The organism is Allobosea sp. CCNWLY174 (assembly GCF_037120455.1).
GTDB lineage: Bacteria > Pseudomonadota > Alphaproteobacteria > Rhizobiales > Beijerinckiaceae > Allobosea > Allobosea lupini.
Genome location: NZ_JBBBBQ010000007.1, coordinates 278,083 through 304,045, shown reverse-complemented (window position 1 = coordinate 304,045; position 25,963 = coordinate 278,083). Strand labels below are relative to the sequence as shown.

Genomic DNA, 25,963 nt, shown 5'->3' with positions numbered 1-25,963 from the left:
TAGCCTTGAATTGCTATCATTTACCGGTGGTGACGCGCGAAGGCGGATTTGTTGCGGCGCACAATCGCGACGCATTTGCCTAGATAATAGGCTAAAATTTGACTGCCGTTAGGATGCTGTCAAAAGCGGCAGGCAGAAGGACGTCGCATGCGGCGTCGCGCATCTGCGGGGTCGCTATGACCTGCCCGGCGCGCGCCATGCCGGCGAGAACCCAGTCGGCATCACCAGGGTCAGGGCGCAGGGCCTCCTGGTCGAATCGGATGAAGTGCTCGATCCGGCGCGCCGGCCGGCCGGCGCCCTGGATCAGCTCGCCGTGCAGAATGCGCTCGATCAGCTCAGCCGGCAGCGCGAGCCGGTCCGGCGCAGACAGGTGATGCGCCATGCGCGAGACATTCTCCGGGCGGCAGGCCCAGGCGCTGGCCTTCAGGATCGCGGCGCCGAGCTTGGAGACGGCCGCCGGGCGCTTCTGCACGTCGTCGGCGCGCCAGGCCAGAACCTTGTCGTGACAGTTGCGCCTGAGATCGACGCTGGCATGGACCATCGCGCCGACGCCCGCCGCCACCGCCGCCGAATTCCAGGGCGCCCCCGCGCAGAAGCCGTCGATCCGCCCGCTGGCGAGCGCCTCGACGGTCTGCGGAGGGGGCACGATCTCCAGCCGGATGTCCTCGCCAAGCCTGAGTCCACCCTTCTCGAGCCATTCCCCGAGCAGGTAGACATGCGTCGAGAAGCCGAAGACCGCAGCCAAAGTGAGCGGCGGCAGGCCGGCCGCCTTGCGGCGCGCGACCATGGCGGCGAGCGCATGGCCTGAGACGGTCGTGTCGGCCAGATCCCCGTCGGCCAGGCGTGCCAACTCCTCGAAGCGCCGCAACGAGAGGGTGATCGCGGCGCCATCGCGATTGAGCGCCAGCGGCGCTGCCATCGGGGCCTTGACGCCGCCGATCCCGAGGGTCGCGGCGATGGCGGCCGGGCCGAGCATATGGGCGGCATCGAACAGGCGCACGTTCAGCTTGTCGCGCAGATTCGACCACGAAACCTCGCGGACCAGTTCGAGATTCAGCCCCTCGGCCTCGGCAAAACCCTCGTCCTTGGCCAGGACGACGAGCGCGCAATCGACCAGCGGCATGAAGCCGACTCGCAGGTGCAGCGTCGTCATTTCAGCATCTCCGCGGCAGTGATGAGGGAGCGGGCGATGTCGACGAGCTTGCGTTTCTCGTTCATCGCGGTGCGGCGCATGAGCGCGTAGGCCTCGTCCTCGGAGAGGCCCTTCAGCCGCATGACGATGCCCTTGGCACGATCGATCGTCTTACGGTCCTCCAGCTGCGAGCGGGCTTCGTCGAGCTCCTCGCGCAGCTTGCGGAACGCATTGAAGCGGCTGATGCAGGTCTGCAGGATCGGCTGCATCCGCTCCTTCTTCAGCCCGTCGACGATATAGGCGGAGACGCCGGCCTCGACCGCCGCCTCGATCGAGGCCGAGTCGGACTGGTCGACGAACATGGTGATCGGCCGGCGGACGTGCCGGCTGACCAGGAACATGTCGGCCAGGGCGTCGCGGCTCGGATCCTCGAGATCGATCACCACGACATCGGGATCGTGCGTCTCGATGGCAGCGACGAGGCCGGTCGTCGCGGAGAGGCGGACGAGCTGCTGATAGCCCGCTTCCCGCAGGCCTTCCTCGATGATCGCGGCCCTGACCTGGTTCGCATCGACGATGAGGATCCGCAGATTGGGCACCATGCCTTGCAGACGTTCCCTGTGTTATGATCAGGCGCTCCTCAATCAGGAATCGTGCCAGAGGGGCCCACAGGCTCCGGCCGAGCGGATAAAGTCAGGCGAGTCGAGAGTGTCCGCTGCCGCCAAGGAAGCCAACTGCGCTCCGGGGCGTCCCGATTCATGGACAGAAATTCACTTTCTCTCCTCCACCGGCCGCTCTAGAAGCGGGTCTGTCGCGTCGTGTTCCGCGGTCCTTCGAATCGAGGCTGGAGAAGAGCGGCATGATGCCGGGCTACAGGCGTGATCTTGCGGGACACGCGGTCGCACATTCGCTCTTCCGTCTCTCATCCGCGGCGGCCATCACCCTTGGTCTCGCCGGTTGCCTGCCGGCCGACCTGCGCCCCGAGCTCGGCGTCGCGGTGACACGCAGCTATGCCGCTGGCGACCGCAGCAGCGCGTCTGCCGTCTCGCCCGATTGGCCGCGCCTGTTCCGCTCGAGCGAACTCAATCGCCTGGTCGAACGGGCATCCGGCGCGAATTTCGACATCGCCATCGCCATGACACGCATCCGGCAGGCCGATGCGCAGTCGCGCATCGGGGCGGCAACGCTCTATCCGACGCTCAGCGGCTCGGCCGACGCCTCGCGCAGCCTCCGGCCGGGTACGCTCGGCTCCAAACGCGGGCCGTTCAGCGAGAGCGTCGGCAACCAGTTCAGCCTCGGCCTGTCGGCGAGCTACGAGCTCGATTTCTGGGGCAAGAACCGAGCGACCGCCGACGCCGGACGCTTCGCCGCCGAGGCGACGCGCTTCGACCGCGACGTGGTGGCGCTCACCGCCGTCGCCAGCGTGACCACCACCTATTTCCAGGTACTGGCGGCACAGGACCGCCTGCGTATCGCCCGCGAGAACATCGCGGTGGCCGAGCGGACGCTCAAGGTGATCCAGGCCCGCCTTTCCGTCGGCACCGCCACCCAGCTCGACATCGCGCAGCAGGAAAGCGTGGTGGCGCAACAGAAGGCCTCCGTGCCCGCCCTCGAACTCTCGCTGCGCCAAGCCAGGGTCACGCTCGCCGTGCTCATCGGCGAGACGCCGGCCGCAGTCACGATCAAGGGCGGCAGCCTGAACGCGCTCGCCGTGCCGACGGTGCGGGCCGGTCTGCCTTCGCAATTGCTGCAGCGCCGGCCCGACATCGCCGAGGCCGAGGCGCGCCTGACCTCACAGGAAGCGACGCTGCATGCCGCCCGCGCGGCGCTGTATCCGAGCATCCAGCTGACCGGCCAAGGCGGGCTCGAAAGCGCGCTATTGAAGAACCTGCTGCGGCCCGATGCGGCTTTCGCTTCTGCGGCAGCGGGCCTCGTCCAACCCATTCTCGACGGCGGCAATCTGCGCGCCCGGGTCGAGCTCGAACGCGGCACGGCCGACGAACTGATCGCGACCTATCGCAAGACCATCGTCAGCGCCTTCGCGGATGTCGAGAACGCGCTGATCGCGATCCAGGAAAACACCCGTCACGAGCGGCTGCAGGGGGAAGTCGTGGCGTCTGCAAGGCGTGCCTATGCCATCACCGAGCAGCGGCTGCGCGAAGGCACGATCGACATCGTGACGCTGCTGAACACGCAGCAGACGCTGTTCCAGGCGCAGGACCAGCTTTCGCAGACCAGGCTCCAGAAGCTGAGTGCCTATGTCGACCTGTTCAAGGCGCTGGGCGGCGGCTGGACCGAGGCCGACCGCCGCACTGCCATCATCGCGACCGAGGCGGCGGAATGAAGCGTCTTCTGATCCTTCTCGTGCTGCTCGGCGCCGCGGCCTGGGGCTGGCACAGCTACAATGGCGGCTGGATGCCCGGCGGCGAGGACAGCGTCGCGGCCGGGCAGCAAGGGGCCGGTCGCGGTGGCCGGCGCGCCCGCTTCGGCAACAATGAAGGGCCGATCCCGGTGATCGCGACCCCGGCGCGCTATGGCGACGTGCCGGTTACGGCCGATGCGGTCGGGACGATCCAGGCGCTGAACACCGTGGCCGTGCGCACGCAGGTCGATGGAAGGCTGATCGAGATCGCCTTCAAGGACGGGCAGGATGTCCGCAAGGGCGATGTTCTGGCCAAGATCGATCCCACGACCTATCAGGCGCAATACGACCAGGCCATGGCCAAGAAGGCTCAGGACGAGGCGCAGCTCGCCAATGCCCGCGCCGACCTCGAGCGCTACGCCAAGCTCGCCCAGACCGATTACGGCTCGCGCCAGCAGGCCGACACCCAGCGCGCCACGGTGGCGCAGCTCGAGGCGTTGGTCCGCTCCGACCAGGGCGCGATCGACAACGCCAAGGCCTATCTCGACTACACCACGATCCGCGCGCCGATCGACGGCCGGCTCGGCATCCGGCAGGTCGACCAGGGCAACATCGTCCGCGCCTCCGATTCGAACGGCCTCGTGGTCATCACCCAGCTCAGGCCGATCGCCATGATCTTCAACCTGCCGCAGCAGCAATTGCGCGCGGTGAGCGCCGCGGTGGCGCGCGGCCCGGTCGAGGTCGACGCGCTGGACTCGGATGGCACGACGATCATCGACAAGGGCACCATCGAGGTCATCGACAATGTCGTCGACCAGACCACCGGCACGATCAAGGTCAAGGCGCGCTTCCCGAACGAGCGGCTCCAGCTCTGGCCCGGCCAGTTCGTCAATGTCCGCGTCTTCGTCGACGTGCTCAAGCATGTCGTGGTCGCGCCGACCGCCGCGATCCAGCGCGGCCCGAACGGTGCCTATGTCTTCGCCGTCAACGAGGACGAGACGGTGCGGCAGGTGGCTGTCACCGTGGGCCAGCAGGACGAGACGACGGCGGTGATCACCGCGGGTATCGAGCCGCCGGCGAAGCTCGTCACCACCGGCTTCGCCCGCCTGACCGACAAGGCGAGAGTGCGCGTCTCGACGCCGGAGGAAGCGGCCCAGCCACCAGCCGCCATGCCGGGCCGCCGTGGCACGCGCGAGCCGGGTCAGGGCCAAGGACAGGGACAGCGCCGGCAGCGCGACCGGGCCGGCGGCGACACGGCGGGTCCGGGCTCGGCGGCGCCGGCGACGGAAGCTCCGTCCGCACCGCCGGCCGGAAGCGACGGCACCGGCCAGAACCGGCCGCGGCGCAATGGCGGGGCGCGCGAGGGCGCAGCACCCGGCGGGCAGGGTTCCCCGGCCGGCGGATCGGGTGCACAAAGACCGCAAGCGCAGCTATGACGGGGCAGCCGCGATGAGCGTGTCCGCGCCTTTCATCAGCCGGCCGATCGCGACCTCTCTGCTCGGCGTCGCGGTACTGCTCTGCGGCATCCTCGGCTATCTGCGCCTGCCGGTCTCGGCCCTGCCGCAGGTCGATTTCCCGACCATCCAGATCACCACGCAGCTTCCCGGGGCGAACCCCGAGACGATCGCGTCGCTGGTGACGGCGCCGCTGGAGCGGCAGTTCGGGCAGATCCCGGCGCTCTCGACAATGTATTCGCAGAGCTCCTTCGGGCTCAGCCAGATCACGCTGCAATTCGATCTCGATCGCGACATCGATGCCGCCGCCCAGGACGTGCAATCGGCGATCAATGCGGCAGGCTCGACCTTGCCGCGCACGCTGCCCTATCCGCCGACCTATTCGAAGATCAACCCGGCCGACGCGCCGATCATGGTACTGGCGCTGACCTCAGAGACGGTCTCGCTGCGCCAGCTCAGCGATCTCGCCGACACGCTGCTCTCGCCGCGCCTCTCGGAAGTCTCCGGGGTCGGCCATGTCTCGATCGAGGGCGGCGTCAGGCCGGCAATCCGCATCCAGGCCGATCTCGCTCGCCTTGCCGCCTACGGCCTCGGCATGGAGGACCTGCGCACCGCCATCGTCAACGCCAATGTCGCGGGATCGAAAGGCGCGCTGGACGGCAATCATCAGGCCTACACGATCAGCGCCAACGACCAGATCGGCAGCGCCTCGGCCTATCGCGACATCGTCGTTGCCTATCGCAGCGGCGCGCCGATTTTCCTGCGCGATGTAGCGGTGGTGCTCGAGGACCTCGAGAACAGCCGCGTCGGCGCCTGGTTCCGCGGCAAGACGGCAGTCGTGCTCGACGTGATGCGCCAGCCCGGCGCCAACATCGTCACCACGGTCGCGCGTGTGAAAGAGGAGATTCCGCGCCTGCGCAACGGCATGCCGGCGGGCGTCGAGCTGCAGGTGGTCAACGACCGAACCGAGACGATCCGCGCCTCGATCGCCGACGTCCAGTTCACGCTGGTTCTGGCCTGCGCGCTGGTGGTGCTAGTGGTGTTGCTGTTCCTGCGCACGGTGCGTGCCACGATCATCGCCGGCGTCGCGCTACCGCTCTCGCTGATCGCGACCTTCGCGGTGATGTGGCTCGCCGGCTTCAGCCTCGATAATCTCTCGCTGATGGCGCTGACCATCGGCACCGGCTTCGTCGTCGACGATGCGATCGTGATGATCGAGAACATCGTGCGCAACATGGAGCAGGGCAAGAAGCCGCTCCGCGCCGCCTATGACGGCGCCAAGGAGATCGGCTTCACCGTGATCTCGCTGACGGTCTCGCTGGTGGCGGTCTTCATCCCACTGCTGTTCATGACCGGGCTGGTCGGCCGCATGTTCCGCGAATTCGCGCTGACGCTGACCATCGCGGTCGTGGTCTCGGCGGTGGTCTCGCTGACGCTGACGCCGATGATGTGCGCCCGCATGCTGCGCCAGGGCGGCCATGGTGCCGGCCAGGAGCGCGAGAACTGGCTGATGCGGCTGGCGGAGTGGCCGGTCACTGCGATGGCGCGGCTCTACGAGATCACGCTCGGCTGGGCGCTGAAGGCGCGCGGGCTCGTGCTGCTCGCCACTGTCGCCACGGCGGTGCTGACGGTGTGGATGTACATCGTCATTCCCAAGGGCTTCCTGCCGAGCCAGGACACCGGCCTGCTCAATGTCGTGCTCGAATCCTCGCCGGACGTCTCCTTCGTCGAGATGAAGCGGCTGCAGGAGAAGGCGACACAGGCCTTCGAGCAGGATGGCGACGTCACCGGCGTCGTCTCCGTGCTCGGCATCGGCCAGGCCAATGCCACCCTGAACACCGCCCGCCTGACGGTGACCCTGCGGCCCAAGGACGAGCGGCGCGACGACGCGGTGGTGATCGCCGAGCGGCTGCGCCTCGCCGCCGCCGCGATCCCGGGCCTCGTGGCCTATGTCCAGCCGGTGCAGGACATCCAGATCACGACCCGCGCCAGCCGCTCGCAATACCAGTACACCCTGACCGGAGCCGAGCAGGCCCAGGTCATGGAATGGGCACGCAAGCTCTCGGAGGCACTGCGGCGCGAGTCGATCGTGCGCAACGTCGCCAACGAGACACAGGATGGCGGGCTGCGCGCCCATGTCGAGATCGACCGGGCCAAGGCGGGCCGGCTCGGCATCTCGATCCAGGCCGTCGACGACACGCTCTACGACGCCTTCGGCCAGCGGCAGATCGCGACGATCTACGAGCAGTCGAACCAGTATCGCGTGATCCTGGAGGCTGCGCCGCAATATCTGCGCGACCCGTCCGCGCTGTCGAAGCTCTACGTCACCGGCAACACCAACACGCAGGGGCAGACCAACACCGCCGGCACCACCACGGTGACGCAGAACAGCGTGCAGGTACCGCTCTCGTCGTTCACCCGGCTGATCCGCGAGACGGCACCGCTCTCCATCGCCCATCAGGAGCAGTTCCCGGCCGCGACCATCAGCTTCGACCTCGCGCCCGGCGAAGCGCTCGGCGATGCCGTCACGATGATCGCCGCGGTCGAGCGCGAGATCGGCATGCCGAGTGCGATTTCCGGCGCCTTCAGCGCCGATGCCGCCGAGTTCAATCGCTCCCTCGCCAATCAGCCCTGGCTGATCCTCGCCGCGATCGTGACGATCTACCTCGTCCTCGGCATCCTCTACGAGAGCTATGTCCACCCGTTCACGATCCTGACGACGCTTCCTTCCGCTGGCGTAGGCGCCCTGCTCGCTTTGGTCCTGACCGGCCGCGAGCTCTCGATCGTCGCGCTGATCGGCATCATCCTGCTGATGGGCATCGTCAAGAAGAACGCGATCATGATGATCGACTTCGCGCTCGACGCCGAACGGCAGGAGGGGCTGTCGCCGGAGGAGGCCATCGTCAAGGCCTGCCTGCTGCGCTTCCGGCCGATCATGATGACGACGCTCGCGGCGCTGCTCGGCGCCCTGCCGCTGGCACTGGCGACCGGAACGGGGAGCGAATTGCGCCAGCCCCTCGGCATCACAATCGTTGGCGGCCTGCTGCTCAGCCAGCTCCTCACCCTCTATACCACGCCGGTGATCTATCTGGCGCTCGAGAACCTGCGCCGGCGCCTCGGCGGCGGCCGCGACGGCGTCGTGGCCCGTCCTGATCCGGAGGCGGCCGAGTGAGCGAGGCGTCCGACAAGAGCGATGACGACAAGGGCTGGAAGTCGGTCAGGGGCCTGTCCGACGCCTTTATCCTGCGCCCCGTCGGCACCACGCTGATGGCGATCGGCCTCTTCCTCGTCGGCATGGTCGCCTATGTCTTCCTGCCGGTGGCGAGTCTGCCCAGCGTCGACTTCCCGACGATCCGCGTCTTCGCCAGCCGGCCGGGCGCCGATCCTGCGACGATGGCCGGCAGCGTCGCCGCGCCCCTCGAGCGACGCCTGGGTTCGATCCCCGGCGTCACCGAGATCACCTCGACGAGCTCGCTGGGTTCGACCTCGATCGTGCTGCAGTTCGACCTGACGCGGAACACCGACAGCGCCGCCCGCGACGTCCAGGCCGCGCTGAACGCGGCTGCTACCGATCTGCCCGGCGACCTGCCGACCCTGCCGCAATTCCGCAAGGCCAACCCCAACGCCGCGCCGATCCTGATCCTGGCCCTGACCTCGGACACGATGACGCCGAGCGCGATGTACGACGCCGCCGATACCGTCATCGCCCAGCGCATCTCGCAGGTGGAGGGCGTCGGCGAGGTCACGGTCAACGGCGCCGAGCAGCCGGCGATCCGCGTTCGCGTCGATCCTGCCCAGCTTGCTGCCATGGGCCTGAGCCTCGACACGATCCGCACCGCCATCGTCGGCGCCAACACCGTCTCCGCGGTCGGCTCCTTCGACGGCGAGCGGCGCAGCGAGACGCTCTCCGCCAACAACCAGATCCGCGAGCCGGAAGATTACGGCAATATCGTCGTGCGCTCGGCCAGAGGCACGGTGGTCCGGCTCGCCGATGTCGCGACCGTCGAGCGCGGCGTGCGCAACAGCCGCGCCGCCGGCTGGTACAACGGCAAGCCGGCGATCCTCATCACCATCACCAAGCAGGCCGACGCCAACGTCATCGACACCGTCGACCGGGTGAAGGCGTTGCTGCCCGAGATCCAGCGCTGGGTGCCGGCCGGGATCCAGTTCTCGATCATGTCGGATCGCACGGTCACGATCCGTGCCTCGATCGCCGATATCCAGCATACGCTGCTGATCTCCATCGCCCTGGTGATGCTGGTCGTCTTCCTGTTCCTGCGCCGCACCACGCTCACCATCGCTGCCGGCGTCACCGTGCCGCTCTCCATCGCAGGCACCTTCGCCGCGATGTGGCTCGCCGGCTTCACGCTCGACAATCTCTCGCTGATGGCGGTGACGATCTCGGTCGGCTTCGTCGTCGACGACGCCATCGTCATGATCGAGAACATAGAGCGGAACGTCGCCCGGGGCATCTCGCCGCTGCGCGCCGCCTTGCTCGGCGCCGGCCAGATCGGCTTCACCGTGGTCTCGATCAGCCTCTCGCTGATCGCGGCCTTCATCCCGCTCTTCTTCATGGACGGGGTCGCCGGCCGCTTCTTCCGCGAGTTCACGCTGACGCTGACCTTCGCCATCCTGGTCTCGACGGCGGTCTCGCTCAGCGTCACGCCGATGGTCTGCGCGCATTTCCTGAAGAGCGGCCCACATGCCCCCAACCGCTTCGACCGGGCGGTCGAGCGCCTGCTGGCGGCAATGGTCGGCTTCTATGCCCGCACGCTCACCGTCGTGCTGCGGCATAGCTGGCTGATGCTGGTCGTGATGGTCGCGACGGTAGCGCTGACCGTGCAGATGTTCCGCAGCGCACCGAAGGGCTATTTCCCGCAGGACGACACCGGCCTGATCGTCGGTTTCACCCAGGCTTCGACCGACATCTCCTTTCCGGCGATGGCGCAGCTCCAGCAGCAGGGGGCGGCGATCGTCGCGAGCGATCCTGCGATCCTCGGCGTCGCCTCCTTCATCGGTGGCGGCGGCTCGGTGAATACCGGGCGCTTCTTCGTCAGCCTGAAACCTCTGGAGGAACGCGGCCTGAGCTCGGCCCAGGTGGTCAATCGCCTGCGCGGGCGCCTCGGCTCGATTCCGGGTCTGCGCATCTTCCTGACCCCGGTGCAGGATGTGCGCGCCGGTGGGCGGCAAGGCCGTTCGCAATACCAGTTCACGCTCTGGGATCCCGATCTGCCGGAGTTGCAGGAATGGGTGCCCAAGGTGCTGGAGAAACTGCGCACCCTGCCCGAACTCGTCGACGTCTCCACCGATCGCGAGCAGGGCGGCCTGCAGGCCAATGTCGTGATCGACCGTAACAAGGCTTCGCAATTCGGCGTCGCGATCCAGGCCATCGACAACGTGCTGGCGGACGCCTTCAGCCAGCGCCAGATCTCGACGATCTACGGCGCGCGCAACCAGTATCGCGTCGTGCTCGAGGTCGCACCTTCGCGCAGCCGCGACCCCAACGACATCCTCGATCTCTATGTGCCCGGCCGCAACGGCGTGCAGGTGCCGCTGCGCAGCCTCGTCAAGGTCGAGCGCGGCACCGCGCCGCTCGTCATCAACCATCAGGGCCAGTTCCCGGCCGTGACGATCACCTACGATCTGGCTCCCGGCGTCGGCCTGCAGGAGGCGAGCGACGCGGTCGTCGCCGCCGTCGAGGGTCTGCACATGCCGGCCTCGCTGCGGGCGGAATTCGCCGGCGACGCCAAGGCGTTCTCGCAAGGGGCCGGCAGCCAGGGCATGATGATCCTGGTCGCGATCCTGGCGGTCTACATCATCCTCGGCGTTCTCTACGAGAGCCTGATCCACCCGGTGACGATCCTCTCGACCCTGCCGTCGGCCGGGCTGGGCGCGCTGATCGCGCTGCGGATCGCGGGGGCCGACCTCACCATCATCGCCTTCATCGGGATCATCCTGCTGATCGGCATCGTCAAGAAGAACGGCATCATGCTGGTCGACTTCGCCATCAGCGCCGAGCGCCAGCGCGCGATGCCGTCGCGCGAGGCGATCTTCGAGGCCTGCCTGGAGCGCTTCCGGCCCATCCTGATGACGACGCTCTCGGCCATGCTGGGTGCGGTGCCGCTGATGATCGCAACCGGCCCAGGCGCCGAGCTGCGCCGCCCGCTCGGCATCACGATCGTCGGCGGGCTGGTCCTCAGCCAGATCCTGACGCTCTACACCACGCCGATCATCTATCTCTGGATGAGCAAGCTGAGCGCGCGCCGGAAAGGTGAGGCAGCCGCCCCGGAGCCGGTTTCGGCCGGCACGACGCCAGGCTGATCCTTCCGGCCGGGCGCAGATCGCGTCGCTCGCTCTCCCGCCCGGACCGTGTAGGATCGCGCGCTCGGCTGGAGGCGGTTGATGTTCCTGAGTGTGTTCGACGTCTTCAAGATCGGGATCGGCCCGTCATCCTCGCATACGATGGGGCCGATGACGGCGGCGGCGCATTTCCTGGAGCTCCTGCGCCGGCACCCGTCCCGCGCGGATGCCGCGGCGGTCGGCGCCACGCTCTACGGCTCGCTCGCCTTCACCGGGAAGGGCCACGCCACGGATCGCGCCGTGGCGCTCGGCCTGCTCGGCTGGACGCCGGCCGAATTCGATTTCGACGCGGCAGCGCGTCAGCTCGATGCGCTCGGGGAAACGCATCTGCTGCGCCTCGACGGCCTGCCGCCGCTCGCCTTCGACCCGGCCGTCGACATCGTCTTCGACTACGGGCCGCCCTTGCCCGGCCATGCGAACGGGCTCGTCTTTTGCGCTCGCGATTCCGCCGGAGCCGAGCTCCTGTCCGAAACCTATTATTCGATCGGCGGCGGCTTCGTGGTGACGGCGCAGGAGCGCAAGGCGCCTCCCCTCGCCGCCACCACATCCTCCTGGCCCTATCCGTTCGCGAATGCGGCAACGATGCTGCGCATGGCGCGCGAAAGTGGCCTCTCGATCGCGCAGATGAAGCGTGCCAACGAGATCCACCTGCGCTCGGCGGACGAGGTCGACAACGGCCTTGCCCGCCTCTGGGCGGTGATGAACGGCTGCATCGAGCGGGGCCTTTGCCAAGAGGGCGAATTGCCGGGTGGCCTGCGCGTGCGCCGCCGGGCCGCGAAGATCCACCGGCAGCTGGAGGCAGAGCGGCAGAGCAATCGCGCCCAGCCCCATGCGGCCTCGGACTGGCTCGGCGTCTATGCCATGGCTGTGAACGAGGAGAACGCGGCGGGTGGCCGGGTAGTGACCTCGCCGACCAACGGGGCAGCCGGCGTCGTGCCTGCCGTGCTGCGTTACTATCTCGACCATTGCGTCGGGGCCGAGCCCGACAAGATCCCGGACTTCCTGCTAACGGCCGCAGCGATCGGCGGACTGATCAAGCACAACGCCTCGATCTCCGGCGCCGAGGCCGGCTGCCAGGGCGAGGTCGGCTCGGCCGCGGCGATGGCGGCGGCCGGCTTCTGCGCAGTACTGGGCGGATCACCCGAGCAGGTCGAGAACGCCGCGGAGATCGCCCTCGAACACCATCTCGGCATGACCTGCGACCCTGCGGCAGGCCTCGTCCAGGTGCCCTGCATCGAGCGCAACGGCATCGGCGCGATCAAGGCGGTCGCGGCTGCCTCGCTCGCCCTGCGCGGCGACGGCTCGCATTTCATGCCGCTCGACAATTGCATCGAGGCGATGCGCCAGACCGGCGAAGCCATGAACGAGCGCTTCAAGGAAACCAGCCTCGGCGGTCTGGCGGTCAATCTGCCGGAATGCTGAGCCCTGAAGGCGAACCGGCTTTCGCCGGAAACGTCCTCAAGTCCCGCAGAACGTCGCGATCACGCGCTCATGTGCTGCAGGCGGGCGTGCATGGTCCTCACGGCCGGGCTGCGCGTCGAAAGGCCTGGAGAGAACGTCGATCAGGGTCTCGAACGGAGCGAAGTCATCGCGCTCGACGGCAGCCTGGATCGCCGCCTCGATCAGATGGTTTCGCGGGATGAACAGCGGGTTCGTGCCCAGCATGGCACCCTGCCGCTCATTCGCCGATGCAGGCTCCCGCGACAGGCGCTGGCGCCAGCGCTCGTCCCAGGCATCGAACGCGGCGGGGTCGGCAAAGAGGCCGCGGCAGGCCTGCGCGCCGTCAGCTCGCCCGGCCGCCTCGCTCAGGCGCCGGAAGACCAAAGTGAAATCGGCCTCGCCGCGCTGCATCGTCTCGAGCAGCGCCTTGATCAGCTCGACATCGTCAGCCTCCTCGGTGGCGAGGCCGAGCTTGCGACGGAAGCCTGCGATCAGGTTCTGCTGGAATTGCGGGTCGAACCGGCCGAGCGCCTCCTGCGCGATCGCCACGCCCCTGTCGGGGTCGTCGGCCAGCAGCGGCAGCAGCGCCTCGGCCAGGCGCGCCAGATTCCAGCGGGCGATCGGAGGCTGGTTGCCGAAGGCATAGCGCCCGTGCTCGTCGATCGAGCTGAACACGGTCGTCGGATGATAGGTATCCATGAAGGCGCAGGGCCCGTAGTCGATGGTCTCGCCGGCGATCGACATGTTGTCGGTGTTCATCACGCCGTGGATGAAGCCGATCGTCATCCATTGCGCGACGAGCGCGGCCTGCGCGCCAACCACGGCCTCGAAGAGGGCGAGATAGCGGCCATCGCCGGTGCAGTCCGGATAATGCCGCTCGATCACGTGGTCGGCGAGCAGGCGCAGCGCCTCGACATCGCCGCGGGCGGCGAAGAACTGGAAGGTGCCGATCCGGATATGGCTGGAGGCGATGCGGGTCAGGACAGCGCCGGGCAAGGCCGTCTCGCGCCTGACAGCCTCGCCGGTCAGGACCGCAGCTAGCGCGCGTGTCGTCGGGATGCCCAGCGCAGCCATCGCTTCGCTGACGATGTATTCGCGCAGGACCGGCCCCAGCGCCGCCCGTCCGTCGCCGCGACGCGAGAAGGGGGTCGGGCCAGATCCCTTGAGCTGGAGATCCCGGCGCCTGCCGCGCCGATCGACCAGCTCGCCGAGCAGGATGGCCCGACCGTCGCCGAGCTGAGGGCTGAAGCCGCCGAACTGATGGCCGGCATAGGCGGTCGCGATCGACGCTGCGCCGACCGGTACGTCGTTGCCGGCCAACATGGCCACGCCCTCCGGGCCTTCCAGCCAGTCGGGATCGAGCCCGAGGTCCAGTGCGAGCGGCGTGTTCAGCCGGATCAGCCGGGGCGCAGCCACGGGCGTCGGGGCCACGGTCGCGTAGAAGCGCTCCGGCAGGCGCGCATAGGAATTGTCGAAGGCGATCGGGCTCATCGATCGTAGATATACGCGGAAAGCGCCATCGCAACATGAGGCCGAGCTCCGGCGGGCCGTTCCGCCGGCCGTCGCCTGCGGTGCCTTGCTTACTCCGTCGAGTCGAAATCGTCCTCCCGGGCGTGCAGGAGCGCGGCCAGCGTATGCAGGCCGAGATCGAGCTGCTCCATGCTCGGCGTCGCCAAAGCCAGCCTGACCGCGTTCGGCGCATGACCAGGCGTCGCCGCGAAGGTGCTCGACGGGGTCAATGCGATGTCGCGCCGGGCCGCGGCCGCAACGAAGCTCTGCGAGCGCCAATGCGCCGGCAGCGTCAACCACAGATGGTAGCAGTTCCTGTTGGCCTGGACCTCGAAGCCGGCGAGGCGCTCTGCCGCGAGTGCCTGGCGCGCGCGGGCATCGAGGCGCTTCGCCTCGGCGAGCTCGGCGATGGTGCCGTCGCTCATCATCCGCTGGGCGGCCGCGAAGGCGAACCCCGTCGCCGTCCAGCCGCCGGAACGCACCGAGGCCTTGATGCTCTCGCGCAGGCGCAGCGGCACCACGACGAAGCCCAGCGTCAGCCCCGGCGCGACCTTCTTGGACAGGCTGTCGATCACGATGCAGGAGTCCGGCGCGAGCGCCGCCAGCGGCGGCCCATCCTCGAGGAAGCCATAGACATTGTCCTCGATGATCGGCAGGCCGAGCGCCTGGGCGACCCCCAGCAGATCGGCCCGGCGCGCCTGTGGCATCGTCGTTCCCAGCGGGTTCTGGACCGCCGGCTGGATATAGAGCGCCGACAGATGGGCTTCGCGATGCGCTTTCTCCACGGCGTCTGGCCGTATGCCACTCTCGTCCATCGCCAAAGGCACCAGCGTGATAGCCAATCGGGCGGCGATCCCCTTGATGAAGGGGTAGGTCAGGGCCTCGACGCCGCAGCGGCCGCCGGTCGGAACGAGAGCGGCGAGCGCCGCAGCGACGGATTGGCGGCCATTGCTGGTGAAGACCAGCTGCTCGGGCGCCGGAGTCCAGCCGCCTTGCGAGAGGAAGGCGGCACCAATGCTGCGGATCGCCGGCGTGCCGACGCTGGTTGCCTGCCGCAAGGCGGCATCGAGCGCCGCGGCCTCATCGAGGCCGGCCAGACTCCTGGCGATCAGAGCGGCCTGCCGCGGCAGGATCGGATAGTTGAACTCGAGATCGATCCTTGTGCCGCTCGGTTCGCCGGGCGCCGCGACGCCACGCCTGGCCTCGCCCGAGACGAACGTGCCCCGGCCGACCTCGCCGACGACGAGCCCGCGGCGCAGCAGCTCGGCATAGACCCTGCTCGCCGTCGAGACGGCGATCTTGCGCTCATAGGCGAAGTTGCGCTGCGGCGGCAGGCGCTCGCCCGGCTTGAGCGTCCCGGCGGCGATATCGGCCGCGATCATGTCGGCCAGCCTCAGATAGTCGGATTTCGACATTTATTGCACCGAGATCAATGTTTTCATTGATCCGATATTTGTATCGGATCATTTTGCCTTCATCAACCGAGCCGCACCGGAAATCGCGAAGGTTACGACGGCCGACGATCACCTCGTCGACGTGACGAGAGCGTGTTGCCGACGTCTGGCCCGGTGCTGCCCAACGGAGGCCAACATGTCTGCGGTTCTGCCGACCATCGCCCGCCTCGTCAGTGCAAAGCGCTCCGAGGCATGGCTCCGCTTGCCGGCCGCATGGTGCCAGGCCGTCGTGCGCTATTTCGAGCGCCGCGGCGCGATCGACCACCTGCGCGAGCTCGACGAGTGTGCCCTGCACGACATCGGCATCGCCAGAAACCAGATCGAGGCGGCCGTGCAGGGGCGCATCCCACGCACCGGCCGGAAGCGCATGTGACGGACATGCGCGGCTGACGCGCTGCGGATAGCAGATCATCGTCAGATTGAGGCCGACCGGTCAGCAGCTTCCCGAGCCCGTCCTCGGTCGTCATCTGATTCCGAGGCGAGGAGGACGGCAGGGGCTCGAACGCCGCCGGCCAGAGCTCGAGCGGCAGGTAATCTCGCGCGAGCGGTCGCTGGCGCGGCGCATCCAACCGTGCCGTCGGTCGGCTACCGCCATCGCGCCCATTGAGGCTACCCCTCTTCCGAACGACGTCCCCTCGGGCCGGCGCGGCGAGACCTCGCCAATCCGGAACGGCCGGCCCATGATGCGGATCATGAGCGCCTGCGAAGCGAGCTATCCTCGCTTGTTAGTCACATGAAAAATGGTTACAAACGCAACTATATGATAACTCCTGCCGGCGTCGGGACAGCCGCGGCGGGAGGGCTGCCGTGTCTTTCGGGAGGGTGTCATGAACGTTCGGAACACGGCTGCCGCGCAGGACGGCACCACCAGGAGCGCGATCGCGACCGGCTATATGTCCGGCTTCGGCAACGGCTTCGAGACCGAGGCCCTGCCGGGCGCGCTGCCGCTCGGTCGTAACTCGCCACAGCAATGCGCCTACGGGCTCTATGCCGAGCAGCTCTCCGGCTCGCCCTTCACCGCGCCGCGCACCACCAATGAGCGCTCCTGGCTCTATCGCATCCGGCCGACGGTCGCCCATTGGAACACCTTCAGGAAGGTCGATACCCGCCTCTGGCGCACGGCACCGGCCCGCGAGGTCGACATGCCGATCGCGCCGCTGCGCTGGAGCCCGATCCCGATCCCATCGGAGCCGCTCTCCTTCGTCGAGGGCGTCCATAGCATCACCACGGCCGGCGATGCCGGCAGCCAGGGCGGCATGGGCGCGCATGTCTACCTGATCACGCGCTCGATGGTGGACGAGTACTTCTACAATGCCGATGGCGAGATGCTGTTCGTGCCGCAGCAGGGCGCCTTACGCCTGTGGACCGAGTTCGGCATCATCGATATCGAGCCGGGCGAGATCGCGGTCATCCCGCGCGGCGTCAAGATTCGGGTCGAGCTCACGGATGGCCCTGCCCGCGGCTATATCTGCGAGAACTATGGCGGCGCGTTCACTTTGCCGGAACGCGGGCCGATCGGCGCCAACTGCCTCGCCAATCCCCGTGACTTCCTGACGCCGGTCGCGGCCTATGAGGACCACGACGCGCCCTCGAAGATGTATGTGAAATGGGGCGGCAATCTCTGGGCCGCCGATATCGCGCATTCGCCGCTCGACGTCGTCGCCTGGCACGGCAACTACGCGCCCTACAAATACGATCTCAGGCGCTTCTCGCCGGTCGGCCCGATCCTCTACGACCATGCCGATCCGTCGATCTTCACCGTGCTGACCTCGCCTTCGGAGACGCCCGGCACCGCCAACATCGACTTCGTCATCTTCTCCGACCGCTGGCTGGTGGCCGAAAACACCTTCCGCCCGCCCTGGTACCACATGAACGTGATGAGCGAGTTCATGGGGCTGGTCTACGGCGTCTACGACGCCAAGACCGGCGGCGGCTTTGTGCCCGGCGGCATTTCCCTGCACAACACGATGCTGCCGCATGGGCCGGATGTCGCCGCGTTCGAGAAGGCCAGCACCGTCGAGCTTAAGCCGCACAAGCTCGAAGGCACCCTCGCCTTCATGTTCGAAACGCGTTTTCCCCAGCAGGTCACGGCCTTTGCCGCGCAGAACGAAGCGCTGCAGCAGGACTATGGCGGCTACGGCCACAAGCTGACCAAGCATTTCGACCCGAACAAGCCCTGAGGACAGAGCGCATTCGCGCGGCACCTCAGATGCCGAGATAGGCCTCGCGGATGCGCGGATCGGCGATCAGTTCCTCGGCGGTGCCGCTGAAGCCGATGCGGCCGGTCTCCATGACATAGCCGCGATCGGCGATCCTGAGAGCCGCATAGGCGTTCTGCTCGACCAGCAGCACGGTGACCCCGAGCGACTTCAGGTTTTTCACCACGTCGAAGATCTGCGCCACCAGGATCGGCGCGAGCCCCATGCTCGGCTCGTCGAGCAGGAGGCAGGCGGGCCGGGCCATCAGGGCGCGGCCGATCGCCAGCATCTGCTGCTGGCCGCCGGAGAGGCCGCCGGCCGGCAGGTTGCGCTTCTCCTTCAGGATCGGGAACATCGCGAAGGCGTCCGCCATGTCGCGCTCGACACGCTCGTCGGCGAAGAGATAGGCGCCGAGCCGCAGATTCTCCTCGACGGTCAGGTTGGTGAAGATCAGCCGGCCTTCCGGCGACTGCGAAAGTCCCAGCCCCACGCGGCGATGCGCCGGAATCGCCTTCAACGCCTCGCCGCGGAAGATGATCGCGCCGCCGCTCGCCGGCTGCACGCCGGAGATGCAGCGCAGCAGCGTCGTCTTGCCGGCGCCGTTGGCGCCGACCACGGTGACGATCTCGCCCGAGCCGACCTCGAGATCGACGCCGTGCAGGACCTCGATGCGGCCATAGCGCGAGCGCAGCCCCTCAACGGAGAGCATCGCCCGCCTCCGTCGCTTGCGCGCCGAGATAGGCCTCGATCACCCTGGGATCGCGCGAGACGGCAGCAGGTGCGCCTTCCGCGATCTTCTCGCCGCGATCGAGCACGACGATGTGCTGGGAGATACGCATCACCATCTTCATGTCGTGCTCGACCAGGAGAATGGCGACGCCGGACCTGGCGACCTCGGCGATCAGGTGGTCGATCTCCTCGGTCTCGACGGCGTTGCAGCCGGCCGCCGGCTCGTCGAGCAGAAGGATGCGCGGCTCCAGCGCCAGAGCGCGCGCTATCTCCAAGCGCTTTAGCGCGCCATAGGAGAGCGAGGAGGCCTCCCGCTCGGCGCCGCGCGCCAGGCCGACGCGCTCCAGCAGTTCGGTGGCGCGCGCCCTGGCGTCGGCGCTGCGGCGGCGCGAGGACGGCAGGCTGAGGAGATCGCCGAGGATCGGCCCGCGCTCCCGGAGATGGCAGCCGGTCATGGCATTCTCCAGCACGCTCATGCGCTGGAAGATCTGCAGGTTCTGGAAGGTGCGGGAGAGGCCGCGCTCGGCGAGGCGGTTCGGCACCAGGCCGGTGACGTCCTGCCCGTCCAGTGCGATCCGGCCGCGCTGCGGCTGGTAGACGCCCGAGATCATATTGAACAGCGTGGTCTTGCCGGCGCCGTTGGGGCCGATCACCGAGACGATCTCGCCGGGCGAGACCGAGAAGCCGACATCGTTGACGGCGCGCAGGCCGCCGAAATCGATGCCGAGCCCTTCGACCGAGAGAAGCGTCATCAGCCCCTCCCCTTCAAGCGGCGCATGATCGAGGGCAGCAGCCCCTCGCGCATGAAGATCATCACCAGCATCATGATCAGGCCGAGAATGAGGTTCTCGTATTGCTGCAGCACGGTCAGCGCCTGCGGCAGCAGGGTAAGCGTCGCCGCGCCGAGGATGGCGCCCGGAACCGATCCGACGCCGCCGAAGACGGTCATCGTCACCAGTTCGACCGAGTGCAGGAAGCCGGCGACATCGGGCGTGATGAAGCGGTTCATCAGCGCCAGCAGCGAACCGGACAACGAGGCGTAGACGGCCGAGATCACGAAGGCCGACAGTTTCAGCCGTGCGACGTCGACGCCGACGGTGCGGGCCGCGACCTCTGAATCGTGCAGGGCACGCAGCGCCCGTCCCGAGGGGCTGTCCTGCAGGTTGAGCGCGATCCAGGCGCCCGCGAGCATCGAGAGGCCGGTAGCGGCATACCAGAACTGGGCGTTGCTCAGGCCGATGCCGATGGCGGCGAGCGCACTGCGCAGGCCGAGCTCGGCGACCTCGCGCCCGTCCGGCCCACCGGTGATCTTCGCCTCGTTGGCGAGCACCATCGAGACGAGGATGCCGAAGCCAAGCGTGGCGACAGCGAGGTAATAGCCCTTGAGCCGCAGGATCGGCCGGCCGATCAGCCAGGCGACGCCGCCCGACAAGACGGCGCCGAGCAGCATGGCGAGGCCGGGATGCAAACCGAGATAGCCGGGAGCCAGCGCGCAGGCATAGGCGCCGATTCCGGCGAAGCCGGCATGGCCGAGGCTGATCTGGCCGGCGAAGCCGATCAGCACGACGAGGCCGGTGACGGCGAGCCCGTTGACGAAGATCAGCGCGCCGATGCGGTAGTAGAAATTCGAAGGGAAGAAGGCCGGCGCCAGTGCGATCAGCACCGCCAGCACGATCAGGGTCAGATGCTTTCGGGACAGGCGCATCGTCAGACCCGGTCCATCGCCTTGCGGCCGAACAGCCCTTGAGGCCGCGCGAACAGGATCACGAGGATCAGCACGAAGGCGACCGCGTCCTTGTAGACCGAACTGACGTAGCCGGCGGTCAGCGCCTCGATCAGTCCGAGCAGCAGGCCGCCGATCAACGCCCCGGCCGGAACGCCCATGCCGCCGAGCATGGCGGCGGCGAAGCCCTTCAACGCCATCGCGACGCCGAGATCATAACTGGTGAGGGTGATCGGGGTGACGAGCACGCCGGCGAGCGCGCCGATCGCGGCCGAGACGGCGAAGCTCAGCGTCATCATGTGATTGGGGTTGATGCCGACCAGGCTCGCCGCGATGCGGTTGTTGGCGGTGGCGAGCACGGCCTTGCCGGTCAGCGTGCGGGCGAAGAACAGCCACAGGACAACGAAGATCGCGACCGCCCCGGCGATGACCCAGAGCCCCTGCGGCAGCATCGTCGCGCCGAAGACCCTGAGCGGATCATCGCCGGAGAAGCTCGGGAAGCGGTGGAGTTGCTTGTCGAAGACGAGCTGGGCGCTGCCGCGCAGGAAGATCGAGGCGCCGATGGTGATGATGATCAGGCTGGCGACGGGCGCACCACGCGCCGGCTCGATCGCGAGCTTGTTGAGGAGGACGCCGATCGTCGCGGCGGCGAGGATGGCGAGCAGCGCCGCCAGCGGCAGCGGGATGCCGGCCTGCCAGGCGAAGAAGGTGATCATGCCGCCGAGCATGACGAACTCGCCCTGGGCGAAGTTCACCACGTCGGAGGCGTTGTAGATCAGGGTGAAGCCGAGCGCGACGAGCGCATAGACAGCCCCAACCGTCACGCCCGACAACAGGTATTGGAGAAGTTCGGGCACTCTAGGCTCCCCGTGGCGAGATCAGATGCTGAATGCCAGTCCAGCCCGTCATGCTCGCCCTTGTGGCGAGCATCCACGTCTTGAACGCCGCCTTGCCCGAGGGAAGACGTGGATGGTCGGGACAAGCCCGACCATGACGCAAAGGGCGTCGCTCAGCGACCGCAGACGCGCCCCATTCCGGCGCCCTACTGCACCAGTGCCCAGTTGCCGCCCTTGATCTCGAGCATACGGAAGGCGGAAAGGTCGAGGCCAAGATGGTCTGATGCCGCCATGTTGAAGGTGCCGGTGACGCCGACGAAGCCCTTGGTCCCCTCGAGCGCGTCGCGGATCGCCTTCGGCTCGGCCTTGCCGGCACGCTTGATCGCATCGACCAGCAGCCGCAGGCCGTCATGCGCATAGCCGCCGAAGGTGGAGGCGGGCTGGTTGAACTTCGCCTGATAGGCGTTCGTATAGGCCGAGACGACCGCCTTCTGCGGGTCGTTCGCCGGCAGGAGGCTAGCGACGAGGACGGCGGTGCCTGGCAGGCGCACGCCTTCCGAGGCCGGGCCGGCGAGGTCGATAAAGCTCTTCGAAGCGACGCCATGCGACTGGTAGAGCGGCGTCTTGATGCCGAGCTGGCCGTAATTGCGGGTCACGATCGCCGGGCCCTGGCCGAAGCCGGGATTGAGGATCGCCTGCACATCGGCCTTGGAGCGGATATTGGTGAGCTGCGGGGTCATGTCGGCGTCGTTCGGGCCATAGGTCTCCTCCGCCAGCACGGTGATGCCGAACTCGCCGATGACCTGCAGGCACTGCTTGCGCATCGAGGCGCCGAAGCCGTCAGAGCCTGAGATCAGCGCGATCTTGCTGAAGCCCTTGGCCTTCATGTCCTCAAAGATCTTGCGGCAGGCCATCCGGTCGGTATGCGGCGTCTTGAAGACGAAGGGCTTCACGGGATCGACGATCTCTATCGCACCCGCCAGCGAGATGAACGGGATCTTGGCGTTCTCGACGACCGAGATGATCGACATGGTGGTGCCGGTGGTCGAGCCGCCGACGATGGCGACGACCTCGTCGTCCTCGACCAGGCGGGTGGCGAAGGTGCGCGCCTTGTTCGGATCGCCGCCATCGTCATAGAGGACGAGCTTGAGCTTCTGGCCGAGCACGCCGCCGGCGGCATTGATCTCGTCGACCAGCAGCTTGAGGGTCTTGGCCTCGGGGTCGCCGAGCGAGGAGGCCGGGCCGGTCTCGGAGACCGAGGCGCCGATCTTGATGTCGGCGAAGGCCGGGCCAGCCAGGCCGAGCGTCAGCGCGAGCGCGCCGCCGATTAGTCCGAACTTCATCGTTTCCTCCACCGTCCCAGGCGCTTTTTTGTCGAAGCGCTTTGTGGCTGTCGCCGCGCCGCCGAAGGTTCGGAGCACAGTCCTTATCGTTCCCCGCAGACTCGATCGGCTTGGATCGGGCGGACCCATCCAGCTTGCTCGCGCCTGTGTTGAGTTAATAATTGACCGACCGTTCGGACTATGCAAGGAATTTTTTGGAGCGACGGCCCAAGGCCGCGACGATATGGGAGGACGGCGCGTGTCCGACACGGTCAAGATCGAGCTCGCCGACGGCCTGCTGCGGCTGACGCTCAACCGCCCCGACAAGCTCAACTCCTTCAATGACGAGATGCATCTGGCCCTGCGCGTCGGCTTCCAGCGTGCGCATGACGAGAGCGACATCCGCGCGGTGCTGCTCACCGGCGCCGGCCGCGGCTTCTGCGCCGGCCAGGACCTCGGCGATCGCGATCCGCGCAACGAGACGGCGCCGGATCTCGGCCGCACGATCGAAAGCTTCTATAATCCGCTGATCCGCCAGATCCGCAGTCTCGACAAGCCGGTCGTCTGCGCGGTCAACGGCGTCGCCGCCGGCGCCGGCGCCAATATCGCGATCGCCTGCGATATCGTGCTGGCGGCGCGGTCGGCGAAGTTCATCCAGGCCTTCTCGAAGATCGGCCTCATCCCCGATTCCGGCGGAACCTGGAGCCTCGCGCAACTGCTCGGCGAAGCCCGCGCCAAGGCGCTCGCCTTGACCGCGGAGCCGCTGACGGCGGAAACCGCTGCCGCCTGGGGCCTGATCTGGCGCGCCGTCGACGATGCAGAGCTGATGAGCGAGGCCGAGGCACTCGGCAAGAAGCTCGCCGCCGGCCCGACCTTCGGCCTCGGCCTGATCAAGCAGGCGATCCAGGCCGCGGCCGGCAACACCCTCAACCAGCAGCTCGATCTCGAGCGCGATTTGCAGCGCCGGGCCGGCCGCAGCGCCGACTATGCCGAGGGCGTGCTCGCCTTCCTCGACAAGCGCCAGCCGAAGTTCAGCGGACGATGAGCCTCGACTTCTCCGATCCGGTCGCCGTCGCCCGCGCCTCGGCCGCGGCGATGTGGGAAAAGGACCTCGCTTCCCGCAGCCTCGGCATGAGCCTCGATGCGGTCGGGCCGGGCGAGGCGCGGCTGTCGCTGACCGTCACCGCCGAAATGACCAACGGCCACAAGACCTGCCATGGCGGCTACATCTTCACTTTGGCGGACTCGGCCTTCGCCTTCGCCTGCAACAGCTACAACCAGAACACCGTCGCGCAGCATTGCTCGGTGACCTTCCTGCGCCCGGCCTTCGCGGGTGACCGGCTCAGCGCGAGCGCGCGCGAAGTCTCGCGCATCGGCCGCGGCGGCATCTACGACATCACGGTGACGAACCAGAACGGCGAGCATGTCGCGGAATTCCGCGGCCATTCCCGCACCGTCAAGGGCACGCCGATACCCGTACCGGACTGAACGCGCCGGCTGAAACAAGACTGAAGCGGAGGAGACCCATGGAAGACCTTTCGCCCCGCCCGGGCGAGCTCGACCCCATCGAAACGGCCTCCCGCGACGAGATCTCGGCGCTCCAGCTCAAGCGGCTGAAGACGACGCTCGACCATGCCTATCGCAACTCGGCGCATTACCGAGCGACGTTCGACGAGGCCGGCGTCCATCCGGATGATCTCAGGACGCTGTCCGATCTCGCCAAGTTCCCGTTCACGGTGAAGAAGGACCTGCGCGACACCTATCCGTTCGGGATGTTCGCGGTGCCTCGAGAAAAGGTCGTCCGCATCCACGCCTCCTCCGGCACGACCGGCAAGCCGACAGTCGTCGGCTACACCCAGAACGACATCGAGATGTGGGCGACTTGCGTTGCCCGCTCGATCCGGGCGGCGGGCGGCCGGGCCGGCGACATCTGCCATGTCGCCTATGGCTACGGCCTGTTCACCGGCGGGCTCGGCGCCCATTACGGCGCCGAGAAGCTCGGCTGCACGGTCATCCCGATCTCAGGCGGCATGACCGAGCGCCAGGTCTGCCTGATCCAGGATTTCAAGCCGCGCATCATCATGGTGACGCCGTCCTACATGCTGTCGATCCTCGACGAATTCCGCCGCCAGGGCATCGATCCGCGCAGCTCCTCGCTCGCCGTCGGCATCTTCGGCGCCGAGCCGTGGACCAATGCCATGCGCGCCGAGATCCAGCAGGATTTCGACATGCACGCCGTCGACATCTACGGCCTGTCCGAGGTGATCGGCCCGGGCGTCGCCAGCGAATGCGTCGAGACCAAGGACGGCCTGCATGTCTGGGAGGACCATTTCTACCCGGAGATCATCGATCCCGAGACCGGCGCGGTCCTGCCCGACGGCGAGATGGGCGAGTTGGTCTTCACCTCGCTGACCAAGGAAGCGCTGCCGATCATCCGCTATCGCACCCGCGACCTGACCCGGCTGCTGCCGGGCACGGCGCGGGCGATGCGCCGGATCGAGAAGATCACCGGCCGCACCGACGACATGATCATCCTGCGCGGCGTCAACATCTTCCCGACGCAGATCGAGGAGCAGTTGCTGAAATGCGGCGGGCTCGCCCCGCATTTCCAGATCGAGCTCGTGCGCGCCAGCCGCATGGACGACATGGTCGTGCATGTCGAGGCGATGCCGCACGCAGCCGATGCCGACGCGCGCGCTGCGTCAGCCAAGGAGCTTGCGCACCACATCAAAAGCGTGGTGGGGGTGAGCACCAGGATCGAGGTCGGCGACCCCGATTCGGTCGAGCGCTCGGCCGGCAAGGCCAGGCGCGTCGTCGACAACCGGCCGAAAGGATGACAGGCGATGGCCCGCACCAGGGCTGCGGATTTCGACGAGAAGCGGCGCAGCATCCTCGACAGCGCCGCAGCCGTCTTCGCCAAGCTCGGCATGGAGCGCGCCTCGATGGCGCAGATCGCCCAGGAGAACAACGTCTCCAAGGCGCTGCTCTACCATTACTATCCGAGCAAGGACCTGCTGATCTTCGATATCGGCCGGACCCATCTCGTCGAGCTGGAGGCGGCGATCATCGAGGCCGACCGGCCCGATCTCGAGCCAAGGGCGCGCCTGCGCCATCTGATCGGCGGCGTGCTCGAGAATTATCGCACGGCCTCGAACTTCCACCAGGTCCTGCTCAACGGCACCGGCTCGCTCACCGACGCCCAGAGGCTGGAACTGCGCGAGATGGAGCGCCGCATCGTCAAGGCGTTCTCGGACGTGCTGGTCGACATCAACCCGGCGCTGGCGAAAAGCAGCGCCGGTGTGACGCCGGTCACCATGTCGCTCTTCGGCATTCTGAACTGGGTCTACACCTGGTTCCGGCCGAGCGGCGCGCTCAGCCGCGAAGGCTATGCCGACATGGTCACCGCGCTGTTCCTCGACGGCGCCAGCGCGATGAAATAGACAG

General features: G+C 67.6%; 20 protein-coding genes. 11 read left to right on the top strand and 9 right to left on the bottom strand.

The features are described from left to right. Positions 1 to 91: 91 nt before the first annotated feature. The gene (locus tag V7S63_RS20740; protein ID WP_336531599.1) at positions 92 to 1,153 is read right to left on the bottom strand and encodes a CmpA/NrtA family ABC transporter substrate-binding protein; all 1,062 of its coding nucleotides are present in this window, start codon (positions 1,151 to 1,153) and stop codon (positions 92 to 94) included. Then, entirely contained in the window at positions 1,150 to 1,734 is a 585-nt protein-coding gene (locus tag V7S63_RS20735; protein ID WP_091833229.1) for an ANTAR domain-containing response regulator, read from the bottom strand. The genes V7S63_RS20740 and V7S63_RS20735 overlap by 4 nt, the downstream gene beginning before the upstream one ends. A gap of 257 nt (positions 1,735 to 1,991) precedes the next feature. Here V7S63_RS20735 and V7S63_RS20730 point away from each other — a divergent pair, with 257 nt between their 5' ends. The 5 genes from V7S63_RS20730 (at position 1,992) to V7S63_RS20710 (ending at position 12,730) form a co-directional block, all read left to right on the top strand. Further along, on the top strand, positions 1,992 to 3,476 hold the full coding sequence (locus tag V7S63_RS20730; protein ID WP_336531598.1) for an efflux transporter outer membrane subunit: 1,485 nt from the start codon (positions 1,992 to 1,994) through the stop codon (positions 3,474 to 3,476). Continuing rightward, positions 3,473 to 4,930: an efflux RND transporter periplasmic adaptor subunit gene (locus V7S63_RS20725; RefSeq protein ID WP_336531597.1), complete on the top strand. Its 1,458-nt coding sequence runs from the start codon at positions 3,473 to 3,475 to the stop codon at positions 4,928 to 4,930. Before V7S63_RS20730 ends, V7S63_RS20725 begins: the two co-directional genes overlap by 4 nt. A 13-nt stretch (positions 4,931 to 4,943) precedes the next feature. Beyond that, complete coding sequence (locus V7S63_RS20720; protein WP_336531614.1) at positions 4,944 to 8,120, top strand: efflux RND transporter permease subunit; 3,177 nt, start codon at positions 4,944 to 4,946, stop codon at positions 8,118 to 8,120. Beyond that, a complete protein-coding gene (locus V7S63_RS20715; protein WP_336531596.1) occupies positions 8,117 to 11,269 on the top strand; it encodes an efflux RND transporter permease subunit in 3,153 nt (1,050 codons plus the stop codon). Before V7S63_RS20720 ends, V7S63_RS20715 begins: the two co-directional genes overlap by 4 nt. An 81-nt stretch (positions 11,270 to 11,350) precedes the next feature. Further along, positions 11,351 to 12,730, top strand: coding sequence for an L-serine ammonia-lyase (locus V7S63_RS20710; RefSeq protein ID WP_336531595.1), 1,380 nt, complete (start codon positions 11,351 to 11,353; stop codon positions 12,728 to 12,730). A gap of 36 nt (positions 12,731 to 12,766) precedes the next feature. Here the strand turns inward: V7S63_RS20710 and V7S63_RS20705 are convergent, their stop codons facing one another. Continuing rightward, on the bottom strand, positions 12,767 to 14,239 hold the full coding sequence (locus tag V7S63_RS20705) for a protein adenylyltransferase SelO (RefSeq protein WP_336531594.1): 1,473 nt from the start codon (positions 14,237 to 14,239) through the stop codon (positions 12,767 to 12,769). Between the two features lie 89 nt (positions 14,240 to 14,328). After that, complete coding sequence (locus V7S63_RS20700) at positions 14,329 to 15,672, bottom strand: aminotransferase-like domain-containing protein (protein ID WP_336531593.1); 1,344 nt, start codon at positions 15,670 to 15,672, stop codon at positions 14,329 to 14,331. A 175-nt stretch (positions 15,673 to 15,847) separates the two neighbouring features. On the opposite strand from V7S63_RS20700, the gene V7S63_RS20695 reads away from it, so the two are divergent. Beyond that, positions 15,848 to 16,084 (top strand): YjiS-like domain-containing protein, encoded by a 237-nt coding sequence (locus V7S63_RS20695; protein WP_336531592.1) that lies wholly within the window; start codon positions 15,848 to 15,850, stop codon positions 16,082 to 16,084. A 454-nt stretch (positions 16,085 to 16,538) separates the two neighbouring features. Further along, complete coding sequence (gene hmgA / locus V7S63_RS20690; protein ID WP_336531591.1) at positions 16,539 to 17,891, top strand: homogentisate 1,2-dioxygenase; 1,353 nt, start codon at positions 16,539 to 16,541, stop codon at positions 17,889 to 17,891. Positions 17,892 to 17,916: 25 nt separating this feature from the next. Here hmgA and V7S63_RS20685 read toward each other — a convergent pair whose 3' ends face one another. The 5 genes from V7S63_RS20685 to V7S63_RS20665 form a co-directional block, all read right to left on the bottom strand. Beyond that, positions 17,917 to 18,618 (bottom strand): ABC transporter ATP-binding protein, encoded by a 702-nt coding sequence (locus tag V7S63_RS20685; RefSeq protein WP_291678406.1) that lies wholly within the window; start codon positions 18,616 to 18,618, stop codon positions 17,917 to 17,919. Beyond that, the gene (locus V7S63_RS20680; protein WP_336531590.1) at positions 18,605 to 19,390 is read right to left on the bottom strand and encodes an ABC transporter ATP-binding protein; all 786 of its coding nucleotides are present in this window, start codon (positions 19,388 to 19,390) and stop codon (positions 18,605 to 18,607) included. Before V7S63_RS20680 ends, V7S63_RS20685 begins: the two co-directional genes overlap by 14 nt. Then, positions 19,390 to 20,343 (bottom strand): branched-chain amino acid ABC transporter permease, encoded by a 954-nt coding sequence (locus V7S63_RS20675; RefSeq protein ID WP_336531589.1) that lies wholly within the window; start codon positions 20,341 to 20,343, stop codon positions 19,390 to 19,392. The genes V7S63_RS20680 and V7S63_RS20675 overlap by 1 nt, the downstream gene beginning before the upstream one ends. A gap of 2 nt (positions 20,344 to 20,345) precedes the next feature. After that, a complete protein-coding gene (locus tag V7S63_RS20670; RefSeq protein WP_091833196.1) occupies positions 20,346 to 21,218 on the bottom strand; it encodes a branched-chain amino acid ABC transporter permease in 873 nt (290 codons plus the stop codon). 185 nt (positions 21,219 to 21,403) lie between these two features. Continuing rightward, the gene (locus tag V7S63_RS20665; protein WP_336531588.1) at positions 21,404 to 22,540 is read right to left on the bottom strand and encodes an ABC transporter substrate-binding protein; all 1,137 of its coding nucleotides are present in this window, start codon (positions 22,538 to 22,540) and stop codon (positions 21,404 to 21,406) included. 223 nt (positions 22,541 to 22,763) lie between these two features. Between V7S63_RS20665 and paaG the strand changes: the two genes are divergently transcribed. The 4 genes from paaG to V7S63_RS20645 are packed head-to-tail and all read left to right on the top strand — an operon-like array spanning position 22,764 to position 25,959. Next, complete coding sequence (gene paaG, locus V7S63_RS20660) at positions 22,764 to 23,564, top strand: 2-(1,2-epoxy-1,2-dihydrophenyl)acetyl-CoA isomerase PaaG (RefSeq protein ID WP_442896489.1); 801 nt, start codon at positions 22,764 to 22,766, stop codon at positions 23,562 to 23,564. Beyond that, positions 23,561 to 24,007: a hydroxyphenylacetyl-CoA thioesterase PaaI gene (gene paaI, locus V7S63_RS20655; RefSeq protein ID WP_336531586.1), complete on the top strand. Its 447-nt coding sequence runs from the start codon at positions 23,561 to 23,563 to the stop codon at positions 24,005 to 24,007. The genes paaG and paaI overlap by 4 nt, the downstream gene beginning before the upstream one ends. Positions 24,008 to 24,045: 38 nt before the next feature. Beyond that, on the top strand, positions 24,046 to 25,356 hold the full coding sequence (gene paaK / locus V7S63_RS20650; protein ID WP_336531585.1) for a phenylacetate--CoA ligase PaaK: 1,311 nt from the start codon (positions 24,046 to 24,048) through the stop codon (positions 25,354 to 25,356). A 6-nt stretch (positions 25,357 to 25,362) separates the two neighbouring features. Next, a complete protein-coding gene (locus V7S63_RS20645) occupies positions 25,363 to 25,959 on the top strand; it encodes a TetR/AcrR family transcriptional regulator (RefSeq protein WP_336531584.1) in 597 nt (198 codons plus the stop codon). The last annotated feature ends 4 nt before the right edge of the window (positions 25,960 to 25,963 follow it).